This window comes from Arthrobacter alpinus (genome assembly GCF_001294625.1).
GTDB lineage: Bacteria > Actinomycetota > Actinomycetes > Actinomycetales > Micrococcaceae > Specibacter > Specibacter alpinus_A.
Genome location: NZ_CP012677.1, coordinates 2,193,321 through 2,219,932, shown reverse-complemented (window position 1 = coordinate 2,219,932; position 26,612 = coordinate 2,193,321). Strand labels below are relative to the sequence as shown.

Genomic DNA, 26,612 nt, shown 5'->3' with positions numbered 1-26,612 from the left:
CGTCGGATAGCTTTGAACCATGAAGTTACTGCATACCTCGGACTGGCATTTGGGCAGGTCGTTTCACGGCGTGGGCACGCTGGAGGCCCAGCGCCGCTTTGCGGACCAGCTGCTGGCCACGGTGGTGGACGAAGGCGTGGACGTGGTCCTGCTAGCCGGGGACGTGTACGACCGGGCCATGCCCAACGTGGATGTCGTGAACCTCTTTGATGACATCTTGGCCCGGTTGAACAAGGCTGGTGTGCCGATCATGATCACCAGCGGCAACCATGACTCGGCCACCAGGCTGGGCTTTGGCGGGCGCATCATGGAACGCGGAGGCGTCCACTTGCGTACGCGCGTGGCCGACCTTGCCATACCACTGCTGTTGCCCCTCACCTCCGGGGAAGGGGGGGCGCAGCTTGCCATCTACGGCATCCCGTATCTGGAACCGCGGCTTGTGGCTGATGAACTGGGAGCGGAGGCCCCCACCCACTTCGCCGTCACGGAGGCCGCCGTGCAAAAGATCGCCGCGGACCTAGAAACGCGGGCGCCGGGGAGCGCCGCCGTGGTGCTGGCCCACACCTTTGCCAGCGGTGGAATCACCTCAGCCAGTGAGCGTGACTTGTCGATCGGTGGAGTGGGGGCTGTTCCCCTGGACCTGTTCGACGGTTTCAGCTATACCGCCCTGGGGCACCTGCACGGGCGGCAGAAGCTCAGCGAAACCGTGCGGTACTCGGGGTCCCCGCTGCCGTATTCCTTCTCCGAAGCCGCCCACACCAAGGGCGCCTGGCTCGTAGAGGTCACCGCCAGCGGACGCGGAGAGGTCCGCAAGGTCGACTGGCCGGTGCAGCGGGGACTTTCCCTGCTGCGCGGAAAGCTTGAGGAGCTGCTGGCGGATCCGCAGTGGGCGGCGGCCGAAACCCACTTTTGCCAGGTCACGCTGACAGATAACAACCGCCCGGCCAACGCGATGGAACGGTTGCGCACACGCTTCCCGCACACTCTGGTGCTCATGTTTGAACCCGAGAACGCCCGGGATCTGGCACAGAAGTCGTACAGCGAAAGAGTGGCAAACGCGGTCGACGAGCTCGACTTGTGCTGCGGCTTCCTTGACCATGTGCGGCACCGGCCCGCCGACGACGACGAACAAGTGGTCCTGCGCGAGGCCTTGGCCGCCGTGCACGCCCAGGAGGCGGCCCTGTGAGAATCCACCGTTTGGACATCCAAGCCTTTGGCCCCTTTGCCGGGCAGGAATCAGTGGACTTTGACGCACTTGGGGCACAGGGGCTGTTTCTGCTCAACGGCTCCACCGGGGCTGGCAAGACCAGCGTGCTCGACGCCGTGGCCTACGCCTTGTACGGGCAGCTGCCAGGCGCCCGCAAGAGCTCGCTCAAACGCTTGCGCAGTGACCACGCCGCCGAAGGCACGGGGCCGGAGGTGGTGTGCGAGTTCAGCGCCGGCGGTCGGCGGCTTGAGGTACGGCGCAGCCCCGAGTGGATGCGGCCAGCGAAACGCGGCACCGGCGTCACCAAGGAGCAGGCCAGCACGCAACTGCGTGAAAAGATCGACGGCGCCTGGGTGGCCCTCTCGCAGCGTAATGACGAGGCGGCCAGCGAAATCCAGCGGCTGTTGGGCATGTCGATGGAACAATTCACGAAGGTGATCCTGCTGGCGCAGGGCGAATTTGCGGCGTTCCTTCGCGCCAGCGCCAAGGACCGTGAAGAACTGTTGGAGAAGCTCTTCGGAACCGAGGTCTACCAGGACCTGGAGCTGCGCCTTGGCACGGACGCCAAGGAAGCGGCAGCCCAGTTGGGTACCGGCATGGCACAGCTGACGGCCCACGAACAGTTGGCACGCAGCCAGGCGGCAGCGGTACTAGAAGGGGCTGGCCTGGTCGACGGCGACGTGCCTGGGGGAGAGGACGTCGCCGCACAGGAGGACGATGCTGCCGCCGCACAGGGGGCCGATGCTGCCGGTGCCGGTACTGTGGCTGCTGCCGCCGCGCCAGTAGAGGTGCCCGATCAACCGGGCCTGCATTCCAACGGCGCCGAGCTTTTTGCCTGGCTGGCCGAATCGGTGGCCCAGGCTGTGCACCGGGCCGCCACCGACCTTGCTGACACCGAACGCCGCGCCGCCCTCGGAGCCGAGGCGGTGGCGGCCGCGGAACAACGCGCCAGCAGGCACGCCATCAGGGACGCCGCCCTGGCGGAACAAGAACGCCTCAAACTGCTGGCTGCAGACGCCGAACAATGGCAGCAGACTCTGCGCCGGCACCATGGCGCCCGGGTATTGGCCGCCGTCGTGGACGCGGCGGATCAGACGGCCGCAGAGCAAAGCGGCGCAGAACTCGCCGTGGCTCGGGCCCGCGACGCCTTCGCCGGGGATGCCCTGGCAACCCGGGTGGGTGCCGCTCAGGCCAACGACGCGACCGCGTCAGAGACTGCCACCCATTCCTTGCTGGTGTTGGCCGAACCGGAGCTGCCCTTGCTGGAGCTGGTGGAAAAGGAGCTGGCCGCCCAGGTGGCCGCGGTTACCGCCGCGATGCCCGGCGAGCAGCGCGTAGCGCAGGCCCGAACCCAGCTGGTCGCAGAGGAGGAAAAGCTCGCGGCGGCCACCGCCGAGGTAGCGGCGCAACAGCTTGCCGAAACAACGGGCAGGGAACGGCTGCTGGCGGCCACGTCGGAGGTGGCAGTGCTGCGCGAGGACGCCGTTCCCGTCCAGCAGGCACGGGAACGGCATACCGGAGCAACCGAGCTGGTCACCAGCATCATGGCACACACCGCGCAGAAGGCCGCCACGGAGGAACTGACCCGGGCCGAGCTGGCGGCCCGGGAACTCGCCGTGAGGGCGAGGGCGAACTGGCTTGACGCGGTGGAGCGCCGGCTGTCACTGGCGGCCGGGGAGTTGGCGGCCACCTTGGTGGATGGTGAGCCGTGCCAGGTATGCGGCAGCACAGCGCACCCGGCGCCATCGGAACAGGCCGGGTCGGGGGCGGACGCCGTCCAGGTGGAAAAGAAGGCCAAAACAGCCAGTGAGGCCGCCGAGAAACAGGCCGCCGACGCCCAGGGTGTGCTTGCCCAGGCCAGGCAGAAACTCGCGGTCCTCGCCGAACGCGGCGGCGACGGCGAGCTGGCCCAGGCGCGGGCCGCGGTCGTGCTCGCCAAAGAGCAACGCGATACTGCCGTCGCCGCAGCGGCGCGCTTGGTGGCCCTGGCCGCAGCCGTCGAGGTCGCCGAGGCTGCCGTGTCCGCAGCCCAAACCGCCCTGCTGGCGGCCACGGGAGTCGTTGCCTCGCTGACGGCAGGGAATGCAGGGCTGGTAAGGGAAATTGAAGGTCTGGAGGCGGGGCTGGCCGTGGCCCGGGCCGGCTTTGCTTCGCTGGCGCAGCGAAAGGCGGCCATCGCCTCCGCCCAGCAGGCCACGGGTGCGCTGATGGCCGCGCTGCGCAGGGAAGAATCCACGGCCCTGGCCAGTGTGGCTGCGGCCCAGGCGCTGCTCGAGGCGCTGGGCCGGAGCAGTTTTGAGGACGTAGGGCAGGTTCGTGCCGCGTTGGCGGCGCAGCCGATCGTGGAAAAATTGCAGCACCAGGTGGCGGCGTTTGAGCGATCCGGGACATTGAACACGGCCCAGTTGGAACGGGCTGAGGTTGCGGAGGCGGCGCTGGAAGCCGGGGCCGGGCTCGGCGCGCCCGGAGCGACGGAGCTGGCGCAACTGGGCGAGGATGCGCTGCAACTGCGCACCGAAGCAGCAGCGGCGGCCGTGGACCTGGGGCTGGCCAGGAAGGCCGCGGCGCAATTGCGAGCGACGCACGCAGCCTTTGCGCAGTGCGAAGAGCAGGTGGTGCCACTGCGGGAGCGGTCGGCACTGCTGGCCGGGCTGGCCGAGGCCGTCCGCGGCGGGGGCGAGAACCAGCTGAAGATGACACTGACCAGCTATGTGCTCGCCGCCAGGCTGGAACAGGTGGCCAGCGCCGCCTCCTCACGGCTGTCCACCATGAGTGGGGGCCGGTACACGCTCAGCCACACCGATGCGAAGGCCGGCGGCAACAGGAAATCGGGGCTCGGCCTGGAGGTGGTGGATGAGTGGACCCAGCGCAGCCGAGACACCTCCACCTTGTCGGGGGGTGAATCGTTCATGGCGTCCCTGGCCCTGGCCCTGGGACTGGCGGATGTGGTGCAGCAGGAATCCGGGGGACTGGACATCGAGACGCTCTTCGTCGACGAGGGCTTTGGCAGCCTCGACGAGGAATCGTTGGACCAGGTCATGGATGCGCTGGAGGGACTGCGCGACGGCGGCCGGGTGGTGGGCCTGGTCAGCCACGTGGCGGAGATGAAGACCCGCATCCCCGTCCACCTCCAGGTGACGAAGGGGCGCAACGGTTCAACCCTGTCCATCGGCGAACTCTGAGCCGGCCGCGGATTCTGGGCTGTTTCCGCGCCGGGCGGTAGACTAGAAGGGTATTTGGGTTCGGTGCACCGGGTGGGGGGACGGTGCACACTCTTTTTACGCTGACCGGATGCTGATGACTTCCCCTAAATTCCCTGTTCCCGATTCGCCCACCTCCGACGCGGCTCCCGGCCCTGGCACGGACACGGCCAGGGACGCCACGCCCGCACCGGATGTTGTTGCACCCGCTAAAAAAGTGGGCCGCTATTCGATGCTGCCGCGCATCGCCGGCAAAAGCTATATTCCGCTCGGCCTGTTTGCACGCGTGCCTCTGGCGATGCTCACCATTGGCGTGCTGACCTTGGTCACGGCCGTGAGCCAGTCCTATGCCATTGGCGGGTTCGCTGCCGGCGCCGTAGGGGTGGGCGCCGCGATCGGCGCCCCTCTTATCGGCTATCTGGCCGACAGGCTTGGCCAAAAACACGTCTTACTGGTCGCTGCTGTGCTCAACGCCATCGCGGTCGGTGCCGTCGTCGTTCTTGTGTACGCGACGGCCGAGTTCACCACCGCTGCCACTGCCGCCGTGCTCGGCACGACGTTCCTGGCCGGGGCATCCTCGCCCCAGGTGGGCCCCCTGTCCCGGGTGCGGTGGATGGCGCTGATCAAGAAGATGCCCACGGAACAGCAGGGCCCGCTGGTGGACACGGCCTTGTCGCTGGAAGGAACCGCGGATGAGGTCACCTTCGTGCTTGGACCCGCTCTGGTGGGCCTGCTGGCGTTCATGGTGGCGCCGTGGCTGCCGCTGGTCCTGGCCGCCGCCATGACCCTGACACTGGTGACCATGTTCGCCGTCCACCCCACGCAACTTGCGGTCACCGGGCGCCATTCCGGGATCGCCGACAACGCTGGATACCTGCCCGCGGAATCGGTCAACTGGTTCAAGGTGGCGGTTCCCGTGGCGGGCATGGTGTGCATGGGCGCCTTCTTTGGCTCCTCCCAAACAGCCTTGACAGCCTTTACTGGCGTGTTTGGTTCGGTGGACCAGGCAGGGCTGATGTATGCAGTGATGGGTGCCAGCTCGGCGGTCACCGCCTTGTCGGTGGCGTATTGGCCGGTGAGTTTCAAGCATGCGTGGCGGTGGACGCTGACAGCCGGGCTGATGGCTGCCGGCGCCGTGATGTTCTTGCTCCCCGACTCGCTGGACACCATGATCGTGGTGCTGTTGCTGGTGGGGCTTCCCGTGGGCCCCACCATGGTCGCCATCTTCAGCGTGGGCTCGGTCATTGCCCCTCCGCAGTGGATGGGCACCGTCATGACGGCGCTGGCCAGCGGTGTGGTGGCCGGCACCGCTTTGGGCTCCTCCATCGCCGGGGCCCTGGCCCAATCTTCCGGCTACCAGAGTGCGTTTGTTGTGCCGATCGCGGCCGCCGGGTCCTTGTTCCTGCTGGGACTGGCCAGCGCCATGGTCCTGCGCCGCCAGGTGACTGTGCGCTAAGCCGGTGCGCTAAGCCAGTGCGGCTTCGATGCGGGTGGCTGTGGCGCGGACGGCTTCACCTATGCGCGCGTCCTGTTGCCCCGTCTGAACATAGACAACGGCGACGGCGGCCGGCCGCTTCCCCGGAATTCTCACGGGTGCGGCCACAGAGGAGAGTCCTCGAATGACTTCGTCATGGCTTGTAGCGTAACCATGGATCGCGGCCGCAGCAGCCTCGGGACGGTAGTCCTGGGTGGGCACCAGATTGCGCCATTGCGCCGGGGTGTACAAGGATTGCAGGGCAATTCCTGGGGCGCCGACTGCCAAGGGATGCCGGGTCCCGGGATGCTGGGCCAAGGTTGCGTCCGCGTTCCGGGGTTCCACGGCTACTAGCGTTACGCACTCCTGGTGATCCCAGACCACCACAAACGCGGTCATGCCCACCTCCTCACACAGGCGCGTCAGCTCCGGCAACGCCGCGCCTTGCAAATCGGTGGATACGCTGCGCGCCAGGACGGCCAAGCCCGGGCCGGGCGTCAACCGTCCGGCGGAGTCGCGCACCACCAGCGAGTGGTCCTCGAGTGTGCGTAAGATCCTATAGGCGATTGACCGGTGGACGCCCAGCGCTGTGGCCAATTCTGCAATGGTCAGCGGGCCCGGCGCCTCGGCAAGAAGCTCCAAGGCCCGGATGCCGCGCGAGAGTGTCTGGGAATGTGGCGGCTGCCTGTCGGTTGGGGCGGCAGTTCCGGATTCGGTGGGGGTCCAGGTCATGGCCTTATCTTAGGCGTTGGCCCAGCTGGTGCAGAAAAGTACATCCCGCACCTTGTGGCAGTGAATTGCCCGGCCAGCTGGAAAAACCGGCGGGTGGCCGGGCGGGACCACAACTTGTGAGCGGGCGGTTGTCGGCTCACCATCCGACAGGGACCCAGCCTACCCGGAATGTGCCGCTGACCTGTGGTTATAGTTTCCATGAATCCTCCAGATTGGTGTCCGTGTCCTGCCTGTTTTCCGCGGCTGACGATCCGCAGAAAATCACCTGATCATAAGAATCCACTGATACGAAAACAACGCAAGCGTAGAGAGTAAGAAACGTTCGGAAAAGGATGATGGGTATTCGTAAAAAGGGGCGGGAAAACCTGATCTGAAACAGCCACTCTCTGATGAGCTCGCCGCACTGAGCGGTACTTTCGAAGGTTGCGGTGCAGTCCCCATCGAAGGGTCCGGCGGACTAGTTGCCGTCTGCGGAAGGGTGGCTCCCATGCGCCGAATGTCCTTGAAGACGTGTACTCACGTTACGCCGCTGGAGGAGCCTTTTCGCGCCTCTTTGCCGACGTCGTCAACATGCGGCACAGCGTCTCCGCCCTGGGTCCTGCCATCGCGGCACTGGACGTTGAGACGAGTCCACCACTGCGTACCTCTACCCAGGGTTTCAGTTCGACCGAACATCGGGCACGGTCCACGACGTCGTCCCGACGTTGATCGGCGCGGCGCGCGCCCAAGAGATGGACGACGAGGACCTTGTCTTTTGGCTATGCTCGCCGTCCCGGTACTTTGACGATGACCTCGCCGTCGAGCATCTCTTGGATGATCCGCGGATAGTTGAGAAGTTCGTGGCTGGCGAGTCGATCTCGTGGTAGCGAAGGTGCCGAGAGCGAAAGTGCCCTCTCATCCTCTTGAGTTCACACTTCCTGCGGGATCGGGCGTGCACAGTGTGGCCAGCACCGACCGACATGCCAATATCTTCAATCCCGGCGGCTTCCTGCCGCCCAAAAGTTATCGGGACAAGACCGGCACCAGGCTCTCGGTGGGCCGCGACCTCAGTCTGGCGTCCTTCCTGAGGCTCGGCCTGAAACCGTTGAAGGTCGAACAGACTCAGCTCATCGACACGCCGCCTATCACCTAAGACCGCACGGTGGCCTAGGCTCAGGCCGCGCACAAAGCCGGTTTCGAGGGTGCCGTCTGGATGAGCCGACGCTGCAACACAGACCAAGCGTACGTGCTGGTCGCCGATCGGGTGACGCCGGCAGATCTGGTAATCGATTCGGCGTCTGGCCAGGTCCACCGCGCTGGCCGTGACCTGGACTGGCTGATCTGCTTCTGCGCCCCGCCAGGGCCAGGACCTATGGCCGGGGATACTTGTCGATGGCTGCCAGCACCTGCGCGTCACTGACCTGATCGAAGAGCAGATAGGCCTCGCTGACCGCGTGCATGGCAGGCCACGGCTGCAGGCAGGTCAGCGCGTCACATACGGCCTCAAGTTCCCGGCAGGCGCCTGCCGGCCCCGCCGGAAGGCAGACGTGGATGGCCCCGGCCCCGGCCTCCCGCATGAGGCTGACAGCTGTGCGCATGGTGGCTCCGGTGGCCAGTCCGTCGTCGCACAGCAGGACCGTGCGCCCGGAGATCAGAGGCTGCCTCCCGTTCCCGAAAAGCGTTTGCTGCCTGGCCAGCTCGGCACGTTCGCCAGCCTCCACGGCATCAAGTTCGGCAATGGTGTAGCCGTCCCGGCGTAGGTGGTCCATGACGAACGGCAGGTGGGAGAGGTGAGTGAAACCCCCGTACGTCGCGACGGCGCCAAAGGCTACCTCTTCAGAGCCGGGCACGCCCAGTTTACGCGCCACCAAAACGCCTAGGGGAAGGTCCAGGGAGGCTGCCACCTCGGCCGCGATCGGCACTCCGCCCCGGCTCAGCCCCAGCACCACCGGCCGGGCCACCCCGGCATGCTGTTGCTGCGCGCGCAGGTGGTGGAGCTTGAGCGCAAGGCGCCTCCCGGCGTCGTGCCTGTCATTGAAGGGGAGCCACGGCTTAGGCTCGGTGGAATGTCCCATGGCTTCAGTATGGCTGCCGGCCCGTCTCCGGCCAAGGGGGGCGAACATGCCCCGTCCAGGATTCGCCATCAGCGCCCGTGGACCGTGCCCCGTGCCCCGAAAGTGGGCAAGGGGACCGTTCCGGCGGTGACGGTGGTGTGCAGGCGCCCGGTGCTTTCCCCCGAGGCGGGGTCCACCACGGAGACCTCCATGGTGTCCCCGGGCACAACCAAACCCGAGCCGGCAGGGGTTCCCGTCAAGATCACGTCCCCGGGCATCAGCGTCATCACCTGCGACAGCTCGGCGATGAGCCCGTTGATGGGGAACAAGAGCCCGGCGGTGGTGTCATCTTGGACCAGTGTCCCGTTGACCCAGGTGCGCAGTTCCAGTTGTTCCGGGTCCACACGGCTGGCGTCCAGCAGGAAATGCCCTAGCGGGGTGAACCCATCCCCACCCGTTGCAAGCAGTGTGGAGCCCTTTTGTGCGCTCGCCAGCTCGTCGAGACAGAGGTGGTTTGCGGCCGTGACAAAGGCAATGTGCCCCCACGCGTCAGCCATGCTGACATGCCGGGCCACAGTGCCGATGATCAGCGCAACTTCACCTGCCAAGCTCAGCTTTTCCAGGCCCGCCGGCCGCTCCACCGTGCCGCCGCTGAGGCTCAGCGAGGACGGCGGCTTCAGAAAGTATGACGGCATTTCCGGAAACCGCCCCCGCTGTTCGGCCAGGCCGCGGTAGTTCTCTTCGACGGCGATCACTTTTCCTGCGCCGGATAGGGTTTCCTGGGTAACTGTTGACACGCCATCTCCTGACGGTGGAACTTGTGTTTCCAGTGTGTGACGGTCGGGCAGGTGCGTCAAGCCTCAGCCCAAAAAAGCGATGGCTGCTTCCTTGAAGTCCCTGCTGGTCACGGCGTTGTTATGGGTGCGCCCGGGGATGATGTGCTGTTGTGCCTGGCCGCTGAGCTCGGCCAGCAGGGCCATGCTCTTGGCCCGTTCATCCAGCTCGCCGGCCACCAGCAAGATCGGCATCTTGGGCACTGCGTCAGTGGGGTCGAACGGTTCCATCTTGATGGCCTGGACCAGGGCCAGCAAAGCGAAGATGTCGTTGGAGGGGATCTGCTGTGCCATCTCCAAAAGCCAGACAGTGGAGGCGTCCGCGATGGGGGTGCCGTCATTGAGGAAGTTCTGTGCGGCTTCGAGATCAAAATCAGCCAGCGGATCTTCGGGGTTGGGCCCTCCCAGCACCATCTTGCGCACCAGTTCAGCTTGGGTGGCGCCGAACTCCCAGGCGAGCCGGGACCCTAAAGAATAACCGACCAGGTCCACGCCGGAAGTGGGATCGTCCGCACGCAGCGGGCGCACGCCCTGATCAATGAGGATCTGCAACAGATCGGCCCTGATCTTTCCAGGCGTGTAGGAGTCAATATCGTAAGGGGAGGTGCTTTTGCCGTGGCCGGGAAGGTCGACCGAGAGCACCCGGCGCCCCGCCCGGTTAAGGGCACTAACCCAGCCGCTCTTGACCCAATTGAGCTCAATCGAGGAGGCGAAGCCGTGGATGAGAAAGACGGGCGGGAGGGCGGCGGCGGTGTCCGGGTCAAAGGCGGCGACGTTAAGGCCGGGAAGGGCGCCTTCGATCATGTGGGTGGGAACAGCGGAGGCGTGCTTGCCGTGCGGAGACATAAGGTGACCTTTCCCTCGGTGGCGCGTGCCGCCGTCGTACGTCAACAGTAGCAAAGCAGGACCGCACGCTACCGCTGGGAATTCAGCCCGTGGCACGCCTGCGCTTGCGCCTTTCCGTCATCCAGCAGACGACGGCGATGCCCGCCACGAGCGCGAAGGTGCCGAACAATTGCCCGCGGCTTCCCTCCCCGATGAATCCGACGGTGAAAATGGCCGCCAGCAGCACCAGGCCGAGAATTGTCAGGACGGGAAAGCCCCGCATGCGCAGGGGGAGTGCGGTGCCGTCGCGGTCAGCCCGGCGGCGCAGGATCAGTTGGGAGACCAGTGCCGAGCCCCACACGATCAGGCAGGTGGAGCCTACCAGATTCAACAGCGCGTCCAGGACCTTGCCGGGGAAGACAAGCTCTAGGACCGCCGCCCCGAAACCAAACGCCACCGATACCCCAACAGCGGCCAAGGGGACTTGGGCGGCGGTGATGAGGGAGAAAATGCGGGGGGCCTCGCCGCGCTCGGAGAGCGAGTAAACCATGCGGGAAGCGCCGTACAGGTTGGCGTTTAGGGCCGACAGGAGTGCGGCGACGGCGACCAGGGTGATGGCCTTGCCCGCCCATGCGGCGCCGGCGGAATTGAGTACGCCGGCGAAGGGGGAGGCCAGCTCGGGTGAATCCCAGGGCAGCACGGCGACGATCACAAAGATCGAGCCAATGTAGAACACCAGGATGCGCCACACCACGGTGCGTACCGCGATGGCTACGCTGCGTGCCGGATTTGCGGTTTCGGCGGCGGCCACCGCCACGATCTCGGTGCCGCCGAAGGCGAAAATCACCACGAACAGTGCCGTGGCAATGCCGGCCAGGCCTTGCGGGGCAAAACCGCCGTGGCCGGTGAAGTTGCTCAGGCCAGGGGAAGCAGTGCCGGGGATCCAGCCCAGCAGCAGCGCCGCGCCAAAGGCGAGGAACAACACGATGGTGCCCACCTTCAGCATGGCAAACCAGAACTCAAACTCGCCGTAGTTCTTCACCGACGTCAGGTTCACGGCCGTAAAGACCGCCATGAAGATCATGGTCAGCACCCAGACGGGCAGCACCGGCCAGATGGACACCAGGAGGGCGGCGGCACCGAGGGCCTCTGCCGCGATTACAATCACCATTTGCAACCACCACAACCAGCCCACGGTGGACCCGGCAACCACGCCCATCGCTTTTTGGGCGTAGACGGAGAAGGCGCCCGAGTTGGGGTTGGCGGCTGCCATCTCACCCAGCGCCCACATGACCAAGATGATCAGCGTTCCGGCCACCACGTAGGAGATCAGGACGGCCGGGCCCGCTTCCATGACCCCCTTGCCCGAGCCTAGGAAGAGGCCGGCGCCGATGGCACTGCCCAAGCCCATCATGGTCAGTTGACGTTGTTTCAGGGAATGGCCCAAACCGACCGTGGGCGGTGTGGATGTTGCGGCAGCCAGTGGCTGGGTCTTCATGGGGACAGTGCCTTACTTTTGCCGTGGCTTTTTGTTGCGGGCCGGGCCCGGCCCGCCGGGGCGAATTGATGCGCTCACCAGTGAAATTATCTCCCACGGGCATGCCATCCCCAAGCCGGTCGGCATTGGCGGGCAGATTCCCTCTCGGGGGCGTACGGGGATGCCGGAGCTCAGCAGATGCAGGCCGACTTGTCAGTGGACCCCCTGTGGCCTGTGCCGTCCTCTGCCTTTCCTGGCGCACTCATGGACCCGGCGGGCCAAGCCCCCACGCGGTGGCAGGGCCCGGCTTCCGTGGTGGATTAATTTGTTTCAGCGGACGAATCGTCGTAAACTTAGTTGTAGTCATCTTGACCTTAACTAGGTGGAAGCCGGGTAGGCGCCATGGAACGAAGCATATTTGCCAGTGCGGCCAATGTTAGTGAGCGGCTGGAACAGCCCCCGGCGTTGGCCATCTCCACTGTCATCTTCGCGCTGCGACCCAGCGAATCAAGTGGGCGCCCCACGCTCTGGCTGCCGCTGGTACGGCGCATTCGTGAGCCCTTCAAGGGTCTGTGGGCGCTGCCTGGGGGTCCGTTGATGCAGTCCCAGTCGCTGCAGGACGCTGCCGCCACCAACCTGGCGGACACCACGGGGCTGGCACCGAACTACCTCGAACAGCTGTACGCCTTTGGTGGCCTGCACCGCTCACCGAGCCAACGGGTGATTTCGATCGTCTACTGGGCCATGGTGCAGCCCACCGAGGCGGCGCTGGCCCAGGAATCGGACAACGTCCGGTGGTTTAGAGCCGACGGCTTGGCAGAGCTGGCTTTTGACCACAACCAGATCGTTGACTACGCCTTGTGGCGGTTGCGCAACAAGATGACTTACGGGTCCATCGCCTACCACCTGTTGGGGGAGACGTTCACCCTGGCACAGGTGCGCGAGGTGTATGAAGCCGTGTTGAACCGCACGGTGGACCCGGCCAACTTCCGCCGCCAACTCAAGCAAACCGCCCACATCGAGGCGACCGACGAATTTCTGCAGGGCGGCAAGCACCGCCCTCCCCGCCTCTACCGCTACACGGGGGAGCCGAACGCCGAGAATTCCGGCTCGCCCCCGTCCATCTCCTAGCCACCGCCTCAGCCAAACCCTTATCGCAATCCCAACGTCACTGCCTCACATCCTGGAGCAAGCCATGTCATCCGTGAACACCACCATCCAACTCATCACCCGCAGCCAGGCCGAAAAACAGGCTGCGCAGCTTGTGGGCACACCGGGCCGGGCGCAGGAGAGCTGCGACGAGGATCTCGCCAAGGGTCCTTGGGAGTTTGACCTGGCAGAGGCGCTCGCCGGCACCCCCGGCTACGGGCCCGGAGCCTCCAACGAGGACACTGCACCGCCGGCCACCCCGGTGCAGGGCCAGCTGCCGCAGGAGTACAAGGACGCCTCCGATGCCGACCTCAAGTCTCGGATCGTCGCCGCCAAGGCGGAACTGGGCGAACGCGTCGTCGTGCTGGGGCATTTCTACCAGCGCGACGAGGTGCTGGAGTTCGCCGACTTCGTGGGGGACTCCTTCCAACTGGCCAACGCTGCCAAGAACCGCTCCGAGGCCGAGGCCATCGTGTTTTGCGGCGTGCACTTCATGGCGGAAACAGCCGACATGCTCTCCGGGGCCCACCAATCGGTGATCCTTCCCAACTTGGCGGCGGGCTGCTCCATGGCCGACATGGCCGACCTCCCCTCGGTGGAGGCGTGCTGGGCTGAGCTGGCGGCGTTGTATGGCACCGAGCCCGACGACGACGGCCGGGTTCCGGTCATCCCGGTCACCTACATGAATTCCTCTGCGGCACTGAAGGCGTTCTGTGGGGAGCACGGCGGGATCGTGTGCACCTCCTCCAATGCGGCTACCGTTCTTGAGTGGGCTTACGAACGCGGCCAGCGGGTACTGTTCTTCCCCGACCAGCACCTGGGCCGCAATACCGCCAAGGCCATGGGAATCCCCGTGGAGCACATGCCACTATGGAATCCCCGCCTGCCCTTGGGAGGCAATAGCGCCCACGCCATGGACGAGGCACAGGTGATCCTGTGGCAGGGATTCTGCTCTGTCCACAAGCGCTTCACGGTGGCCCAGATCGAGCAGGCCCGGATTGATTTCCCCGGCGTGCGGGTGGTGGTGCACCCGGAATGCCCCATGGAGGTGGTGGACGCTGCGGACGAGGCTGGCTCCACTGACTACATCCTCAAAGCCATTCAAGGGGCGCCGGACGGGAGCACCTTTGCCATCGGTACCGAGATCAACATGGTCAACCGGCTGGCCGCCCAGTACCCGCAGCACACCATCTTCTGTCTGGACCCGGTGATCTGCCCGTGCTCCACCATGTACCGCATCCACCCCGGCTACTTGGCCTGGGTGCTGGAGGGCCTACTCAGGGGTGAAGTGCTGAATCAGATCACAGTGCCGGAAGCCAACGCGGTCAACTCCCGGGTGGCGCTGGAACGCATGCTTGCCGCCAAGCCGCGTCAGGCCCGGGCCGTGGCGCCTCAGTGATGAGGGAACTCGACGCACACTTGGTGGTGGTGGGCAGCGGGGTGGCGGGCCTGTACGCCGCATTGCTGGCCACAGAGGCTGGGGCGCGTGTGACCCTGCTGAGCAAGGGTGCACTGGCACACAGCAACACCCACGTCGCCCAGGGCGGGATCTGCGCCGTGCTGAGCCCGGACGATGCGGAGCCCGGGGACACTGTTCAGGCCCACATTGCCGACACCCTCAAGGCCGGTGCAGGACAGTGTAACCCCGCAGCCGTGCACATCCTGTGCGGGGAAGCCAGCTCCGACATCGCCGCCATGGAACGCTTCGGTGTGGTTTTTGATACCGACGGTGCCACGGGGCGGCGGGCGCTGGGCCTGGAAGGGGCCCATTCCGCGGCACGCATCCTGCACGCGGGCGGTGACGCAACCGGTGCGGCCATTGCTGACGGGCTGATCCGGGCCGTCCGCGGTGCCGCCACCCGGGGGACCCTGACGGTCATTGAGCACGCGTATGTGCATGAGCTGCTGGTGGGGCACGGCCATGTCTCGGGGGTGGCCTACCAACGGCACTTCCCTGAAGGCGGGCCCCCTGGGGTCTCCAGCATCATGGAACTGAGGGCCGACGGCGTGCTGCTCGCGACCGGGGGAGCCGGCCAGCTGTTTGACTTCACCACTAACCCCGCCGTGGCCACGGCCGACGGCGTTGCCCTCGCTTGGCGGGCCGGGGCCGTTGTGGCCGACCTGGAATATTTCCAGTTCCATCCCACCGCCCTGGCTGTGGGCGAGAACTTCCTGATCTCCGAGGCTGTACGTGGGGCAGGAGCCGTAATCCGCGACGCTGACGGTGCAGCGTTCATGCCCCAGTACCACCCCGACGGCGATCTGGCCCCACGGGATGTCATCTCCCGCAGCATTGCCGCCCACCTGAGCAAGGGCCGGGCCGGGCAAACAGTGTTCCTGGATGCCACGGGTGTCGAAGCCGCACACGGGGAAGGCTACCTGGCCCGCAGGTTCCCCACTATCGCTGCCACCACCACGGAGCTGGGCTTTGATTGGACCCGGGAGTTGCTGCCCGTCACCCCGGCCGCCCACTACTGGATGGGCGGTATCGCCACCAATCTCAACGGGCAAACCTCCCTCAATGGCCTCTACGCAGCTGGCGAGGTGGCCTGTACTGGTGTGCACGGAGCCAACCGGCTGGCCTCGAACTCCCTCCTTGAAGGGTTGGTGTTTGGCCGGCGTGCCGTGGGAGCCTTCATGGATCAGGCACTGACTGCTGAAAGTTACACCCATGCTCCGAACACCCAAATACCGTGGAGCCGGCCCGAGATCGAGCCTGCAACATTGCGGAGCCTGCCCACCGACCTGGCCCCAGATCCTGCCGAACCAGATGCTGCCGAACCAGATGCTGCCGAACCAGACAGTGCCGAACCAGCCGCTGAGCTGTCCGTCAAACTGGCCAACGCGCCCGCCTTCAGCAAGGAGGCCTTGGGCCAGCTCATGAGCGCCCACGCCGGCGTGGTCCGTGACGAGGCTGGCCTGCACCACGCGGCAACCGTCCTGGCAGGCTGGCGCTCGCAGCTGGAGGGTCGCCCCGCAGGGGTGAAGGCCACAGGCCGGCAAGCCGCTGAAGAGTCGAACCTGCTCACCGCGGCCCAACTGTTGGTTCAGGCTGCCCTGCACCGCACGAGTTCCATCGGCGCCCACTTCCGCAGTGACTTCCCGGATGCCCCGGCCGCCGCTTCAGGGCGGACCTCGACCTTCTGGGTCGCCTTGGCGCCTCATCACCACCAGCACGTTCCCACCACTCTTCCTGTCCTTGAAAGTGAAACCGCATGAACACTAGTGCCCTCGTCCCTCCAGTCCACACCGCCGGGGCCACGCTGCCAACCCTGCCGGCCACATCTGTGGAGAACATCCTGCGCAGCGCTTTTGTGGAGGACGCACCGTATGGGGACATCACCTCCGCCACGCTCCTGCCAGCCCAAGCGAAGGCCACCGCATGGCTCGTGGCACGCGAACCCGGCATCTTCTCCGGCGGTGAGGTGTTCCGGGCAGCCATGGTCATGCAGGACCCGGACGCGCAAGTGGAGCAACTGGTTGCTGACGGCCAGCCCTTCGCTGCGGGGGCAAAGATCATGCGTGTCACGGGGCTGGCCCGGGGTGTGCTGACAGCCGAGCGCATAGCGTTGAACCTGACCCAGCGCATGAGCGCCATCGCCACCCAGACCGCCGAGTACGCCACGCTCATCGAAAGCACCAAGGCGCGTGTCACCGATACCCGCAAGACAACTCCCGGGCTGCGCGTCCTGGAACGGTACGCCGTGCGCTGCGGCGGCGGGCACAACCACCGTTTCTCGCTCTCAGACGCGGTCCTCGCCAAGGACAACCACCTGGCGGTCCTCACCGGCGGCGACCCAGCCAAGCTGACGGCGGCGCTCGCAGGAGTCCGCGCCCAGCTGCCGCACACAGTTCACTTTGAGGTGGAAGTGGACAGCCTGGAACAGATTGAGCCCGTCCTGGCCACAGGCGTCGACACCATCATGCTGGACAACTTCAGCAATGCCGACCTCGTGGCAGGCGTGGCACTTGTCAACGGCCGTGCCCTGGTGGAGGCCAGCGGCAACGTCAATCTGGCCACCATTGCAGCGATCGCCCGGACAGGAGTGGACATCATCTCCGTCGGCGCACTGACCCACAGCGTCCGGGCATTGGACCTTGGCCTGGACGTCGTCATCGAGACATCACCCTCTGGGCCTAGCCATGATCTTCCTTGACGCAGCAGCCACCACCCCTGTCCGCCGGGAAGTGATCGAGGCCATGTTCCCGTTCCTGACCAACCAGTTCGGCAACCCCTCCAGCCATCACGAGCTGGGTGAGCAGGCTGCCAACGCGCTGGAGTCAGCCAGGGAGAAGTGCGCCACCGTGCTTGGCTGCCATCCGGAGGAAATCACTTTCACGGCCAGCGGCACCGAGGCCGACAACCTGGCGCTGAAGGGCATCGCCCTGGCCCGGCGGGCCGCCGACCCCCGGCTCAACAGGGTGCTGATCAGCGCCATTGAGCACCCCGCCATCGCCGAATCCGCAGACTATCTGCGCCGCATCCACGGCTTCGTGGTCGAGGTAGTCCCCGTTGACTCCGACGGGTTGGTGGTAAGCGCTGATTTTGCCCGCATGCTGGGAAGTTCGACGGCGGATAGCGGCGTAGCTGCCGCAGGCGCGGCTCACGCAGCTGGGTCTGGCGCCAGCCCCGCCCTCAGCGACCCGGCCGCCAGCCCCGCCCTCAGCGACCCGGCCGCCAGTGACGTGGCGGTGGCCTCCATCATGTATGCCAACAACGAGGTGGGGACCATCCAGGACATCCCAGCGCTGGCTGCCGTCGCCCGCAAACACGGGGTGCCCTTGCATTCGGACGCGGTGCAGGGGGCCGGCTGGCTGGAATTGGATGTGGCGAACCTGGGGGTGGCAGCCCTGAGTATATCCGGGCATAAGCTTGGCGCCCCGAAGGGAGTGGGGCTTCTGTACGTGCGCGGGGACGTGCCCCTTGAACCGTTGCTGCACGGCGGCGGGCAGGAGCGCGGCAACCGTTCGGGCACACAGAACGTGGCCTTTGCGGTGGCCCTGGCCACGGCGCTGCGGTTCACCGAAGCGGGGCGGGAGGCCGCCGTCGTCCGTGCCACGGTGTTGCGCGATGACTTCATCGCAACAGTTCTGGCCCGCATTCCCACGGCCTTGCTGACGGGCCACAGGAGTCAAAGGCTGCCGTCGGTGGCGTCGTTTTGTTTCCCGGGCACCAGCGGGGAGTCCGTGCTGCTGGAACTGGAGCGGAAATCGATCATCTGCTCTTCCGGCTCGGCGTGCGCGGCCGGATCAGACGAGCCCTCGGCAGTGCTGCGTGCCATGGGGATTGAACGCGGCGTGGCGCAGACGGCGTTGCGGTTCAGCTTCGGGGCTGACGTCACGGCCGCAGCCCTTGCCACGGCGGCCGAGGAACTGGTCGACGCCGTCAGCAGGATTTTGCGGCTAGGCAGGTAGCGGCGCTGGCGGTGCCGGCACCGCACTTGCTCATGCCCACATCACGGATCCCCATGCCGGCTAACCGGCCACCTCGCTGCTGGCATCCCGGCACACCAGCGCCACGTCGGCGGTGACGCGTTCTGAGCTATGCGGGTTCACCAGGGTTCCGCGGCGGTACTCGGTGGTCATGACCGGGACCAATGCGGTTAGCGGCATGCCGTAGTGATCATCCAGCAGCGTCGCCAGGAAGCTGGTGGCTTCACGGTTCAGCTGCATGCGCTGCGCCGGTGCGCCCGGAACTGTTCCAGTCCGGCGGTGTCGAAGCCGGCGGAGGACGTGTACCGTCCGTGGTCGGGGACAGGGCAAAAGGTGCGGAAACTGGTGGCGGCGTGCGTCAGCCGCTCATTGAGCATGGCATTGGTGCGGGCCGTGAGAATCTGGGCAGAGAAGGTGAGGGCTGAGGAAAAGGCGACGGCGATGAGCCTCACCATCGCCCCGACAATCCGGGCCAGCCGCGGAGTGTGCATGCTCCGATCCTCCCTCATTGGCGCCCGGAGCGGATGAGGCCCGGATGAGAATTCTCTTATCTGCCCCGCAGTTTAGGCGGTGGCCGTCCGCCCGGCGCCATCTGTCTCGGGTAGGGTCGGGCGCAGCCGGCGAAAGATCCAGTACCGCAACAACAGGAATCGGGTGATGGCAGAGGCGATGTTGCCCGCCACGATCACGCCCAGTTCCACCGTGATGGAGGCGTGCGGCGCGATGGCCCACAGCAGCCACAGACTGCCGCTGGTGATGCCCAACGCTAGGAACATGATCCACAGGCCGCGGCGCTGGTCCCGCCACCAAAGTTCCTTGCCTGTTACACCAAAGCTGAAGCGTCGGTTCAAGTCCGTGTTCAGGACCGAGCACAGGATCAAGGAGATGGCGTTGGCCCACTGGGTGCCCAACGTTGGGCGTAGGCCGGCATAGATGGCCATGGACGTTACCGTGCAAATGACCGCAACCACGCCAAAGCCACGCAGTTGTGCGGCCAGGACGGGGTAGCGGCGCCACACCGGTGACTTTGTCATCAGTGTGGCCCTGGTGGCGCCAATGCCGGGCATTGGATTCAGGGCTGCCGGTTCGGCAGGAAGTTTAGTTGCCATAGGAAACCGATTCTGCCACCAACTGTTGAAACGGCCCAAAACAAAGCCTGGGTATTGTCTATGAGTTGCTTGGGCCGGCTACTCGCCGGCGACCACCAGGTTGCGCAGCTCACCAATACCGCCCACGCGGCAAATGACCTCATCGCCAGGGTTGATTTGGCGGCATTCGGCCGGGAAACCGGTCAGGATCACATCACCGGGCTGTAGCGTCATGAACGAGCTCAGGTACACCAGGATCTCCTCCACCCCCCAGCCCAAATCGTCGCTTGAGGCGGCGGTCAGCTCGGTGCCGTTGTGCACAATGCTGATGGGCGTGCCCTTGTCCGCCAGGCCTACCACAATCCACGGACCCAGCGGGGTAAAGGTGTCCGGGCTCTTGGCGCTGATCCACAGTTCGTCCGACTTTTGCGCATCACGGGCGGAGACGTCATTGCCGATCGTGAACCCGAGGATCGCCGTACGAGCGTTCTCCAGTGTCAGGTTCCGTGCTTGTTGGCCTACGACGACGGTCAATTCCGCCTCCGGGTCAACGTACCCCACGTTGGGGCTGAGCTTGATCGCGTCGCCCGGGCCAACCACCGAGCTCGCGGCCTTGTGGAAAGCCTGGGGAGGCAGTGACCGGCCGGGGGCGCCGGTGTTGTGAGCCATGCCGAACACATTGACGGGGGCGCAGGGGGCCAAGAAGGTGAACCGGTCCTCGGTGACGCTGGCTCCGGGCGTCCAGCCTTCGCGGGGGGCGCTGTTCTGGTTGGCGGCCGAGGCCGGGAACGGCGTGGGGACCAGCTGCCACATCCGACCCTCGGGGCTCTCAAAGTCCGCGGCGTCGTTGCGCACAAAGAACTGCTCAGACAGGGGCGCCGCCACGGCGTCGAGGGGGCGGACACGGGCAAGGCGGTACGGGGCAACAGTCATGAGGACATCCTACCTCTAGGGTGGGGGCTATTCGTCCAGGTTTTCACTGACGATCTCCAACGCCAGCGCCTTGGCGGCGGTTGCTCTTTCACCCAGTTCCTCAGTGAGCGCGGCAATGAGGCCCTCCATCAAGATGGTCTGCGGAATCCTGCTCGTGACGGTGACCTCCTCGCGAAAGCTCAGCTCACCCATGCCCACCACTAAGGAGAACTTGGCCATGCCAGCCAGCGGAGACCTGGCGAAAGCGGTGATGACCACCAGCGTGGCCCCGGCGTTGGTGGCCGCCTTGGCCACGCGAAGGGTTGAGCTGTTGGCTCCGCTGCCGCTGATAATCAATAGGGCATCGGAGGGGGAAAGCAGCCGTGCGGCAATTTGCTGGCCAATGACATCCACCGGCGACTCCGCGGGCCGTCCGATGGCGCTCAAGCGTGCCGCCATGTCCTGAGCCAGCGGGGCAGAGAGCCCGTTGCCCACCACCAACATCCGCCCCGCGGCGGCCATCGTCCTGACGGCGCCGGCCACCGCCGCAGGTTCCAGCAGCGCCGCCATCGAAGCTACGGCAGCTCCCACCTGGACAAAGGCGTCCGCCACCATCCCGGCGGCGCCCACGCCCCGGGGGCGGGGGGCCTCGGCGGCGTATCCGGCGTCGCGCGCCAGCAAGACCCGGAGCTGTTGGTAGCCGGAATAGCCCAGGCTTTGACAGGTCCGCACCACGGTTGCCCGGGAAGCCCCGGCGAGGTCCGCGACCTGCTGTGAGGAGAGTTCCACAATCTGGTGGGTGTGTTGCAAAAAGACCGCGGCCACTGCTTGTTCTGCGGGCAGCAAAGACGGTTGGGAAGAACGGATGTGGGCCACGACCTGGCCGGGGGCATGCACAATCACTGGCTAATCTTTCCTGGTAGGGCTGGCGGTTTTTTGGGAGACGGGGCCGCCGGCGAGCAGTTCGGCGTCGGTGGCGGCGATCGTGGCAGAAATCCCTGCCACCGCGTCCGGACCAAGGTCGAAGACAACAGCAGGGGTGATCGCCGGTGGCAGCGCCCGGTGGATGGGCACGGACCGGAGCAGGGTCCGGCCCCCGGTGCCGTGCTCAGTTGCGGGCACGGATGTCAGTGTAACCAGGGTCCCGCCGCTTCCGGCAAGGGCACGCTCGTGGCCGGGTGGGGCCAGGACGTCGTTGGTATTGACCACGCCGTCGGTCACCACCACGGGGATGACCCCCGAGTCGGTGTTGAACATGTCCATCAAGTGGTGGTGGTAGTGGCCGCTGAGGATGGCCAGAACATCGGTTCCCTCGAGCGCCTGCGCCAACGCGGGGGCGTTGATCAGCTCGATGCCCTGGTGCAAGGCCGTCAGAGGCGGTACGGGCGGATGGTGGATGACCAGCACCGTCCCGCGGGGTGAGTCCTTGGCCAGCACTGAGCGTAGCCAGTCCAACTGGGCGGCGTCCAGGAAGCCGTGCGTGCGGCCGGGCACGGAGCTGTCGAGTGTGAGGATCCTATACCCGGCCACCTCGCTGACGCCCACAACCGGTGCGTCCATGCCCGGATAGCCGGAAGGCGAGGCAGACACCCCTCCCGGGTGCCCGTTGCCCAGGACCTCCCGGAACCCGGCGCGCTCGTCGTGGTTGCCCATGGCATAAATGGCCACGGCCCCGTGCCGGGCGGCAAAGTCGCCGGTCAGCGAACGCAAGGTGCCATAGGAAGCCGGGGACCCGTCGTCGGAGGCGTCACCGGAAACCACCACCACGTCAAGCGGGCCGGCGTTCTCAAACGCTTCAAGGATGAACGTGTAGGCGGCCACGGTGTCCACGGCGCCGGAGTGGAGGGTTTCCGAGCCGATGAGATGGGTGTCACTGAGGTGCAGGATGCGCAGGGCGGTCATGATGCCAGCCTAGGCGCCCGCCACGTACCGTGGATCAATTTGTTGCGCACGGCCCCGGAGATCTGATCGATCACCATGGTGACGGCGATGACCACCAGCAGCAGCATGCCCACGGCGTCCCAATTCCTGAACTGCACATTGTCCTGGAGCATTTTGCCAATACCGCCGGCACCAATCAAGCCAAGGATGGCGGAGGCCCGCACATTGATTTCAAAGCGGTACAGCCAGAAAGAGAACACGTCGGGGGCCGCGGAGGGCCACACTCCCCAACGGATGAGGGCCAGGGTGCCCCCGCCGGTGGAACGGACGGCCTCCTTGGGGCCGGGATCCACCCCCTCGAAGGCCTCGTACCCCCATTTGCCCAGGGTGCCAACCGAGCCAACGGCCAGGGCCAGCGCACCCGTGAACGGGGTTAGGCCCGTGACGGAGAGGATCAGGATGGCAATGACAACTTCGGGGACCGCACGGATCACGGCAAAGATGAACCGCAGCGGGGCGTTGACCACCCGCGGTGCCAGCCCCTTCGAGGCCAGAAAACTAAGGGGGAAGGAGATGATGATGCCCAGGACGGTGCCGATCCAGGCCATCTGGACCGAGAGGATGGTGGCGTTGAGCGCCTCGCCAAACTGGCTCCAGTCCGGCGGGATCAGCATCAGGGCGATGTATTTGATCAGTTGGGCGGGGAAATCGGCCAGCGTGGACCACTTGATCTTCACCGACCAGAAAGCGGCCACGACGATTAAGGAGACAAGCAACCAGAGCGTGGTGCGCAGCCGGGACGTGGGCTTGACGGGGCGGGAGGCGCGGGGGCGCTCGGTGGTTGAGATTGCCACGCTACACCAACTTCTTGCGAAGCCAGGAGGACGCCGATTCCAGGACGAGCACGAGCACCAGAATCTCCAAAATGATCAGGGACAGCTCGTGGTACCTGAAGAAGCTGCGCACATTGTCGATCAGGATGCCCAGGCCTCCGGCGCCCACCAGCCCGATGACGGTGGAGGCGCGGATGTTCAGCTCAAAGGTGTACAGCACCTGAGAGGCGAAGCTGGGCAGAATTTGCGGCAGCATGGCCGCACGGTTGGCCTTGGGCCAGCTTCCACCGGTTGCCAGGGCGGCCTCCTGGGCGCCCAGATCCTCGCCGTCCAGGGACTCGGAGACGAGCTTGACGATGATGCCGATGTTGAACAGGACCAGGGCCATGATGCCCGACAGTGCGCCCACACCCACCACAGCCACCAGGATGGCCGCGTACAAGATGTCTGGGACGCTGCGGACCATGTTCATGATAAAACGCACGCCCAGGAGCAGGCGGGGCTTGGGATTTGTGGCCCGGGACGCCAAGAACGCCAGTGGAAGCGAAATCGTGGCACCCACGGCCGTGGCGATGACGGCCATCTGCAGGGTCTCCAGCAGGGCCGGTACGGTCTTGAAAAAGAAGCCATAGTCCGGCTGGAGCAGCTGGATAATATTGGCTGTGGCGTTGCGCCAATTAGCCACGATCGCCGGGAGGTCAACCTGTATGCCGATCCCCGCCCAAAGGGTGATAGCCATCAGGAGTACGACGACGGCACCGGACATTGCGCCATGGCGCGGCTTGGTGGGGCGGGCTGTTCCTGGGTCTGGTGCGAAGGCTGGGGTGCCGGCCCCGGGCGCGGCGGAGCGGTTCACAGGGAACCCTTGGGACTGAGAACATCCTCGGCTGTCAGGGATCTGCCGTAAATGTTCTCAAAGACCGATTCGTCGGCGTCGGCGCCGGCACCGTCAAAGACCACCTCGCCGGAGCGCAAGCCAATCAGCCTCTCGCTGTAGCGCCGCGCCAGATCCAGGAAGTGCAAGTTCACCACCACGGTGATGCCCAGTTCCGCGTTGATGCGCTGCAGGTCCCGCATCACCACGTGGGAGGTGGGCGGGTCAAGGGAGGCCACGGGCTCGTCGGCCAGGATGACCATGGGCCGCTGGGCCAAGGTGCGCGCGATGGCGACCCGCTGTTGCTGCCCGCCGGACAGGCTGGAGGCTTTCTCATACGCCTTGGGTACAATTTCCACTCGTTCCAGGGCCGACATGGCCAGCTCGACGTCGTCGTTGCGCCAGGCACCCAGCAAGGTGCGCCAGGCGGGGGAGTGATACAGCCTGCCCATGAGCACGTTGTTGATGACGGTGGTGCGCTTGGCCAGGTTGAAGCTTTGGAAGACCATGCCCACAGTGGAGCGCAGTTCCCTCAAGTCCTTGCCGCGCAACTGGGCCGCACCGCGCCCGCTGAGCCGGTGGTCGCCCACCGTGATGTGGCCGTTGGTGATGGGCACCAAGCCGTTGATGGTGCGGACCAGGGTGGACTTTCCGGCCCCGGAGAGCCCCACTATTCCCACCATTTCACCGGCCGGGATACTCAAGTTGATGCCTTTGAGGCCGGTGAAACCGTTGGGATAGGTCACTGACACATCGTGAAAGCGGATGTCCGCCCCGGTGCGCTCCATTGGGTCTACTTTCTTTTACTGTGCCCTGCGTTGTCGTTGTTGCGCACTATTGCGGAGCCGTGATCAGCCAAGGCCGATGGACCGTGCTGCTTCCTGGGTCTTCTGCAGGCTTTGCGGGTCCGCCGGCTTCATGCCGGTGATCTGGTAGATGGCAGTCAGGGCTGCTACGCCGTCGGGGGTGCCAGCGAAGTCCAGCATGGCGTCGCTGATCTTTTTCTGCCAGTCCGGGCTGAGCTTGCTCGAGATGGACATCCCGTCATTGGGAACTTCGTTGGTCAAGGCGAAGACAACCACCTTGCTGCCGACGTCGGGGTTGTCCTTGGCGACCACCTCGCGGGCGTCCCAGTAGCTGAAACCGACCTCGGCGTCGCCCTTGTAGACGGCCAGCACTGAGGCGTCATTGGCAGTGACCTTGATGGGGGAGACATCTTCGACGGCGACTCCGGCGGCCTTCATGGCGGCCACGGGGAAGATGTAGCCGGCCGGGGATGCGGGGGAGAGCATGGACACCGTGGCGCCCTTGATCTTGGCCACGGAATCCAGCCCGGCAGGGCCATTGCCCGACGAGGTGCCGTTGCAGTACAGCATGCCGTTGGGGCCCGCAGCCGGCTTGTCGGTGCAGTACTTGTCAGGGTTGTTGGTGAACATCTGGGCGGCGTAACTGGACTTGCCCTTGCGGAGCGTCTGCAAGGCTGGAACGGCGCCGTACTTGTCGCAGGCCTGGCTCATTTGCAGCGAGGGCAGCATACCGATTTGGGCCTGGTTGGCGCCGATTGCTTCCACGGCGGCCTGGTAGTCGGCGGTGATGACACCCTTGACAGGGATGCCGAGGCGGCTGGTCAGCGCCTCTTCGAGCGGCTTGACAGTGTCAACCAACTTCTTGGCATCACCTGAGGGAACCAGGGCAAGGGTCAATTTTGTGGGGGAGGCGGCCGATGCGTCGCTGGTTCCCGTGCAGGCCACGGCGGGGTTGGCACCGCCGGACGCCGAGTCCGCTGACTCTTGGCTGACGCCACAGGAGGAAAGTGCGAGGGCGCCAGCCAATGCCAGTGCGCTCCAAGCTGCGAGTGTGGAGACATTCTTTTTCACAGTGGTGCCTTTTCTGATGAGGGAGTGTAAGTGCTGGGAAATTTTGCGGCAAAGCCTGCTGGGTTCTGCGCCCATGCGGTGATTGCGTCAAACAGCAGTTCAAATTGGGGAGCACGCAGATTCGCCGCCCCGGTACGGTGGTCAAAACGGTCGATGAAGGCTGTGGCACACCCCAAGCGGCCCGGCAGGTCGATGTCATTACTCCAGACATCGCCCACACTCAAAAGCTGTGCCGGCGCCTTGTTCTGGAGGAGGGCGGGGAGAAGATCGTTGAATCCTGCGGGTTTGCCGGCGTCGTGAATGATCAGATCCACCGAGTCGCTCAAGCCCAAAGCTGCGAGTGTTTCCGGCACTCCGGTCAATGGTGCGTTGGTGAGCAGGATACGGAAGGCCACGCCGGACAGGTTGTCCAGAAAATCGGCCAAGCCGGGGGCCGCACTGATTTCAACAAGGCCGGCGGCAAGTCGACGGCGGCTTTCCGAGTACGCCCAGTTGAGTCCTGCGGAATCGAGCAAACCTTCCGCAAGGGATGCGACTGCAGCGTAACCGTCCTTGTACGCGGCGGCGGAAGGGGAATGAGCTAGGAAGGCTGCCAATCCCTCCTGTAATGCTTTTCCAACCGGTTCGGGGATTTGTTCGGCCACTGCGTCGGCATAAGCCTGGACGGGTCCGTCGCCTAGACAGAGGGTGCCGTCAAAATCCAGGACCAGCAGGGGGAGGGGTTGCTGTGCTGCCAGGCTGGCTGGCGTAGGTATGCTCACAAAAAATAGCGTACGTGGCGATG

At 65.4% G+C, this 26,612-nt stretch carries 25 protein-coding genes; 9 read left to right on the top strand and 16 right to left on the bottom strand.

From position 1 onward, the window contains the following. Window positions 1–19 precede the first annotated feature (19 nt). From AOC05_RS09970 to AOC05_RS09960, 3 genes are all read left to right on the top strand, one after another. Complete coding sequence (locus tag AOC05_RS09970) at window positions 20–1,186, top strand: exonuclease SbcCD subunit D (protein ID WP_062007084.1); 1,167 nt, start codon at window positions 20–22, stop codon at window positions 1,184–1,186. Further along, window positions 1,183–4,389, top strand: coding sequence for an AAA family ATPase (locus AOC05_RS09965; RefSeq protein WP_062007083.1), 3,207 nt, complete (start codon window positions 1,183–1,185; stop codon window positions 4,387–4,389). Before AOC05_RS09970 ends, AOC05_RS09965 begins: the two co-directional genes overlap by 4 nt. 115 nt (window positions 4,390–4,504) lie before the next feature. After that, on the top strand, window positions 4,505–5,863 hold the full coding sequence (locus tag AOC05_RS09960) for an MFS transporter (protein WP_062009616.1): 1,359 nt from the start codon (window positions 4,505–4,507) through the stop codon (window positions 5,861–5,863). 9 nt (window positions 5,864–5,872) lie between these two features. Here the strand turns inward: AOC05_RS09960 and AOC05_RS09955 are convergent, their stop codons facing one another. Continuing rightward, window positions 5,873–6,613 carry an IclR family transcriptional regulator gene (locus AOC05_RS09955; protein WP_062007082.1) on the bottom strand — a complete coding sequence of 247 codons (741 nt, stop codon included), beginning with the start codon at window positions 6,611–6,613 and terminating at the stop codon, window positions 5,873–5,875. 886 nt (window positions 6,614–7,499) lie between these two features. Between AOC05_RS09955 and AOC05_RS09950 the strand changes: the two genes are divergently transcribed. After that, window positions 7,500–7,745 carry a hypothetical protein gene (locus tag AOC05_RS09950; protein WP_157374956.1) on the top strand — a complete coding sequence of 82 codons (246 nt, stop codon included), beginning with the start codon at window positions 7,500–7,502 and terminating at the stop codon, window positions 7,743–7,745. 217 nt (window positions 7,746–7,962) lie between these two features. Here the strand turns inward: AOC05_RS09950 and AOC05_RS09945 are convergent, their stop codons facing one another. The 4 genes from AOC05_RS09945 to AOC05_RS09930 all read right to left on the bottom strand — a co-directional run bounded on the left by AOC05_RS09945 (window position 7,963) and on the right by AOC05_RS09930 (window position 11,802). Next, window positions 7,963–8,667 carry a phosphoribosyltransferase gene (locus AOC05_RS09945; RefSeq protein WP_062007080.1) on the bottom strand — a complete coding sequence of 235 codons (705 nt, stop codon included), beginning with the start codon at window positions 8,665–8,667 and terminating at the stop codon, window positions 7,963–7,965. 68 nt (window positions 8,668–8,735) lie between these two features. Beyond that, window positions 8,736–9,443, bottom strand: coding sequence for a fumarylacetoacetate hydrolase family protein (locus tag AOC05_RS09940; protein WP_062007079.1), 708 nt, complete (start codon window positions 9,441–9,443; stop codon window positions 8,736–8,738). Window positions 9,444–9,506: 63 nt separating this feature from the next. After that, a complete protein-coding gene (locus AOC05_RS09935) occupies window positions 9,507–10,325 on the bottom strand; it encodes an alpha/beta fold hydrolase (RefSeq protein ID WP_062007078.1) in 819 nt (272 codons plus the stop codon). 82 nt (window positions 10,326–10,407) lie between these two features. After that, on the bottom strand, window positions 10,408–11,802 hold the full coding sequence (locus AOC05_RS09930) for an amino acid permease (RefSeq protein WP_062007077.1): 1,395 nt from the start codon (window positions 11,800–11,802) through the stop codon (window positions 10,408–10,410). A gap of 381 nt (window positions 11,803–12,183) precedes the next feature. Between AOC05_RS09930 and AOC05_RS09925 the strand changes: the two genes are divergently transcribed. The 5 genes from AOC05_RS09925 to AOC05_RS09905 all read left to right on the top strand — a co-directional run bounded on the left by AOC05_RS09925 (window position 12,184) and on the right by AOC05_RS09905 (window position 18,345). After that, on the top strand, window positions 12,184–12,912 hold the full coding sequence (locus AOC05_RS09925; RefSeq protein WP_062007076.1) for an NUDIX hydrolase: 729 nt from the start codon (window positions 12,184–12,186) through the stop codon (window positions 12,910–12,912). 64 nt (window positions 12,913–12,976) lie between these two features. Next, on the top strand, window positions 12,977–14,329 hold the full coding sequence (gene nadA, locus AOC05_RS09920; protein WP_062007075.1) for a quinolinate synthase NadA: 1,353 nt from the start codon (window positions 12,977–12,979) through the stop codon (window positions 14,327–14,329). Further along, on the top strand, window positions 14,329–16,149 hold the full coding sequence (locus AOC05_RS09915; protein WP_082357908.1) for an L-aspartate oxidase: 1,821 nt from the start codon (window positions 14,329–14,331) through the stop codon (window positions 16,147–16,149). Before nadA ends, AOC05_RS09915 begins: the two co-directional genes overlap by 1 nt. Then, complete coding sequence (nadC, locus tag AOC05_RS09910) at window positions 16,146–17,087, top strand: carboxylating nicotinate-nucleotide diphosphorylase (RefSeq protein WP_062007074.1); 942 nt, start codon at window positions 16,146–16,148, stop codon at window positions 17,085–17,087. The genes AOC05_RS09915 and nadC overlap by 4 nt, the downstream gene beginning before the upstream one ends. Beyond that, window positions 17,074–18,345 carry a cysteine desulfurase family protein gene (locus AOC05_RS09905; RefSeq protein WP_062007073.1) on the top strand — a complete coding sequence of 424 codons (1,272 nt, stop codon included), beginning with the start codon at window positions 17,074–17,076 and terminating at the stop codon, window positions 18,343–18,345. The genes nadC and AOC05_RS09905 overlap by 14 nt, the downstream gene beginning before the upstream one ends. 60 nt (window positions 18,346–18,405) lie before the next feature. Here AOC05_RS09905 and AOC05_RS09900 read toward each other — a convergent pair whose 3' ends face one another. From AOC05_RS09900 to AOC05_RS09850, 11 genes are all read right to left on the bottom strand, one after another. Continuing rightward, a complete protein-coding gene (locus AOC05_RS09900; protein WP_062007072.1) occupies window positions 18,406–18,603 on the bottom strand; it encodes a hypothetical protein in 198 nt (65 codons plus the stop codon). Beyond that, window positions 18,594–18,854 (bottom strand): hypothetical protein, encoded by a 261-nt coding sequence (locus AOC05_RS09895; protein WP_062007071.1) that lies wholly within the window; start codon window positions 18,852–18,854, stop codon window positions 18,594–18,596. Before AOC05_RS09895 ends, AOC05_RS09900 begins: the two co-directional genes overlap by 10 nt. 72 nt (window positions 18,855–18,926) lie before the next feature. After that, a complete protein-coding gene (locus AOC05_RS09890) occupies window positions 18,927–19,472 on the bottom strand; it encodes a GtrA family protein (protein WP_082357907.1) in 546 nt (181 codons plus the stop codon). Window positions 19,473–19,550: 78 nt separating this feature from the next. Beyond that, window positions 19,551–20,384 (bottom strand): fumarylacetoacetate hydrolase family protein, encoded by an 834-nt coding sequence (locus AOC05_RS09885; RefSeq protein ID WP_062007069.1) that lies wholly within the window; start codon window positions 20,382–20,384, stop codon window positions 19,551–19,553. A gap of 27 nt (window positions 20,385–20,411) precedes the next feature. Next, complete coding sequence (locus tag AOC05_RS09880) at window positions 20,412–21,266, bottom strand: MurR/RpiR family transcriptional regulator (RefSeq protein ID WP_062007068.1); 855 nt, start codon at window positions 21,264–21,266, stop codon at window positions 20,412–20,414. A 3-nt stretch (window positions 21,267–21,269) separates the two neighbouring features. Next, on the bottom strand, window positions 21,270–22,265 hold the full coding sequence (locus AOC05_RS09875; RefSeq protein ID WP_062007067.1) for a metallophosphoesterase: 996 nt from the start codon (window positions 22,263–22,265) through the stop codon (window positions 21,270–21,272). Further along, window positions 22,262–23,098 carry a phosphonate ABC transporter, permease protein PhnE gene (gene phnE, locus AOC05_RS09870; RefSeq protein ID WP_062007066.1) on the bottom strand — a complete coding sequence of 279 codons (837 nt, stop codon included), beginning with the start codon at window positions 23,096–23,098 and terminating at the stop codon, window positions 22,262–22,264. The genes AOC05_RS09875 and phnE (AOC05_RS09870) overlap by 4 nt, the downstream gene beginning before the upstream one ends. 1 nt (window position 23,099) lies before the next feature. After that, the gene (phnE, locus tag AOC05_RS09865; protein ID WP_231687089.1) at window positions 23,100–23,933 is read right to left on the bottom strand and encodes a phosphonate ABC transporter, permease protein PhnE; all 834 of its coding nucleotides are present in this window, start codon (window positions 23,931–23,933) and stop codon (window positions 23,100–23,102) included. Further along, complete coding sequence (phnC, locus tag AOC05_RS09860) at window positions 23,930–24,739, bottom strand: phosphonate ABC transporter ATP-binding protein (RefSeq protein ID WP_062007064.1); 810 nt, start codon at window positions 24,737–24,739, stop codon at window positions 23,930–23,932. The genes phnE (AOC05_RS09865) and phnC overlap by 4 nt, the downstream gene beginning before the upstream one ends. 63 nt (window positions 24,740–24,802) lie before the next feature. After that, a complete protein-coding gene (locus AOC05_RS09855) occupies window positions 24,803–25,828 on the bottom strand; it encodes a phosphate/phosphite/phosphonate ABC transporter substrate-binding protein (protein ID WP_062007063.1) in 1,026 nt (341 codons plus the stop codon). Continuing rightward, window positions 25,825–26,589, bottom strand: a complete 765-nt coding sequence (locus tag AOC05_RS09850) for an HAD family hydrolase (RefSeq protein ID WP_062007062.1) — start codon at window positions 26,587–26,589, stop codon at window positions 25,825–25,827. The genes AOC05_RS09855 and AOC05_RS09850 overlap by 4 nt, the downstream gene beginning before the upstream one ends. Window positions 26,590–26,612 lie beyond the last annotated feature (23 nt).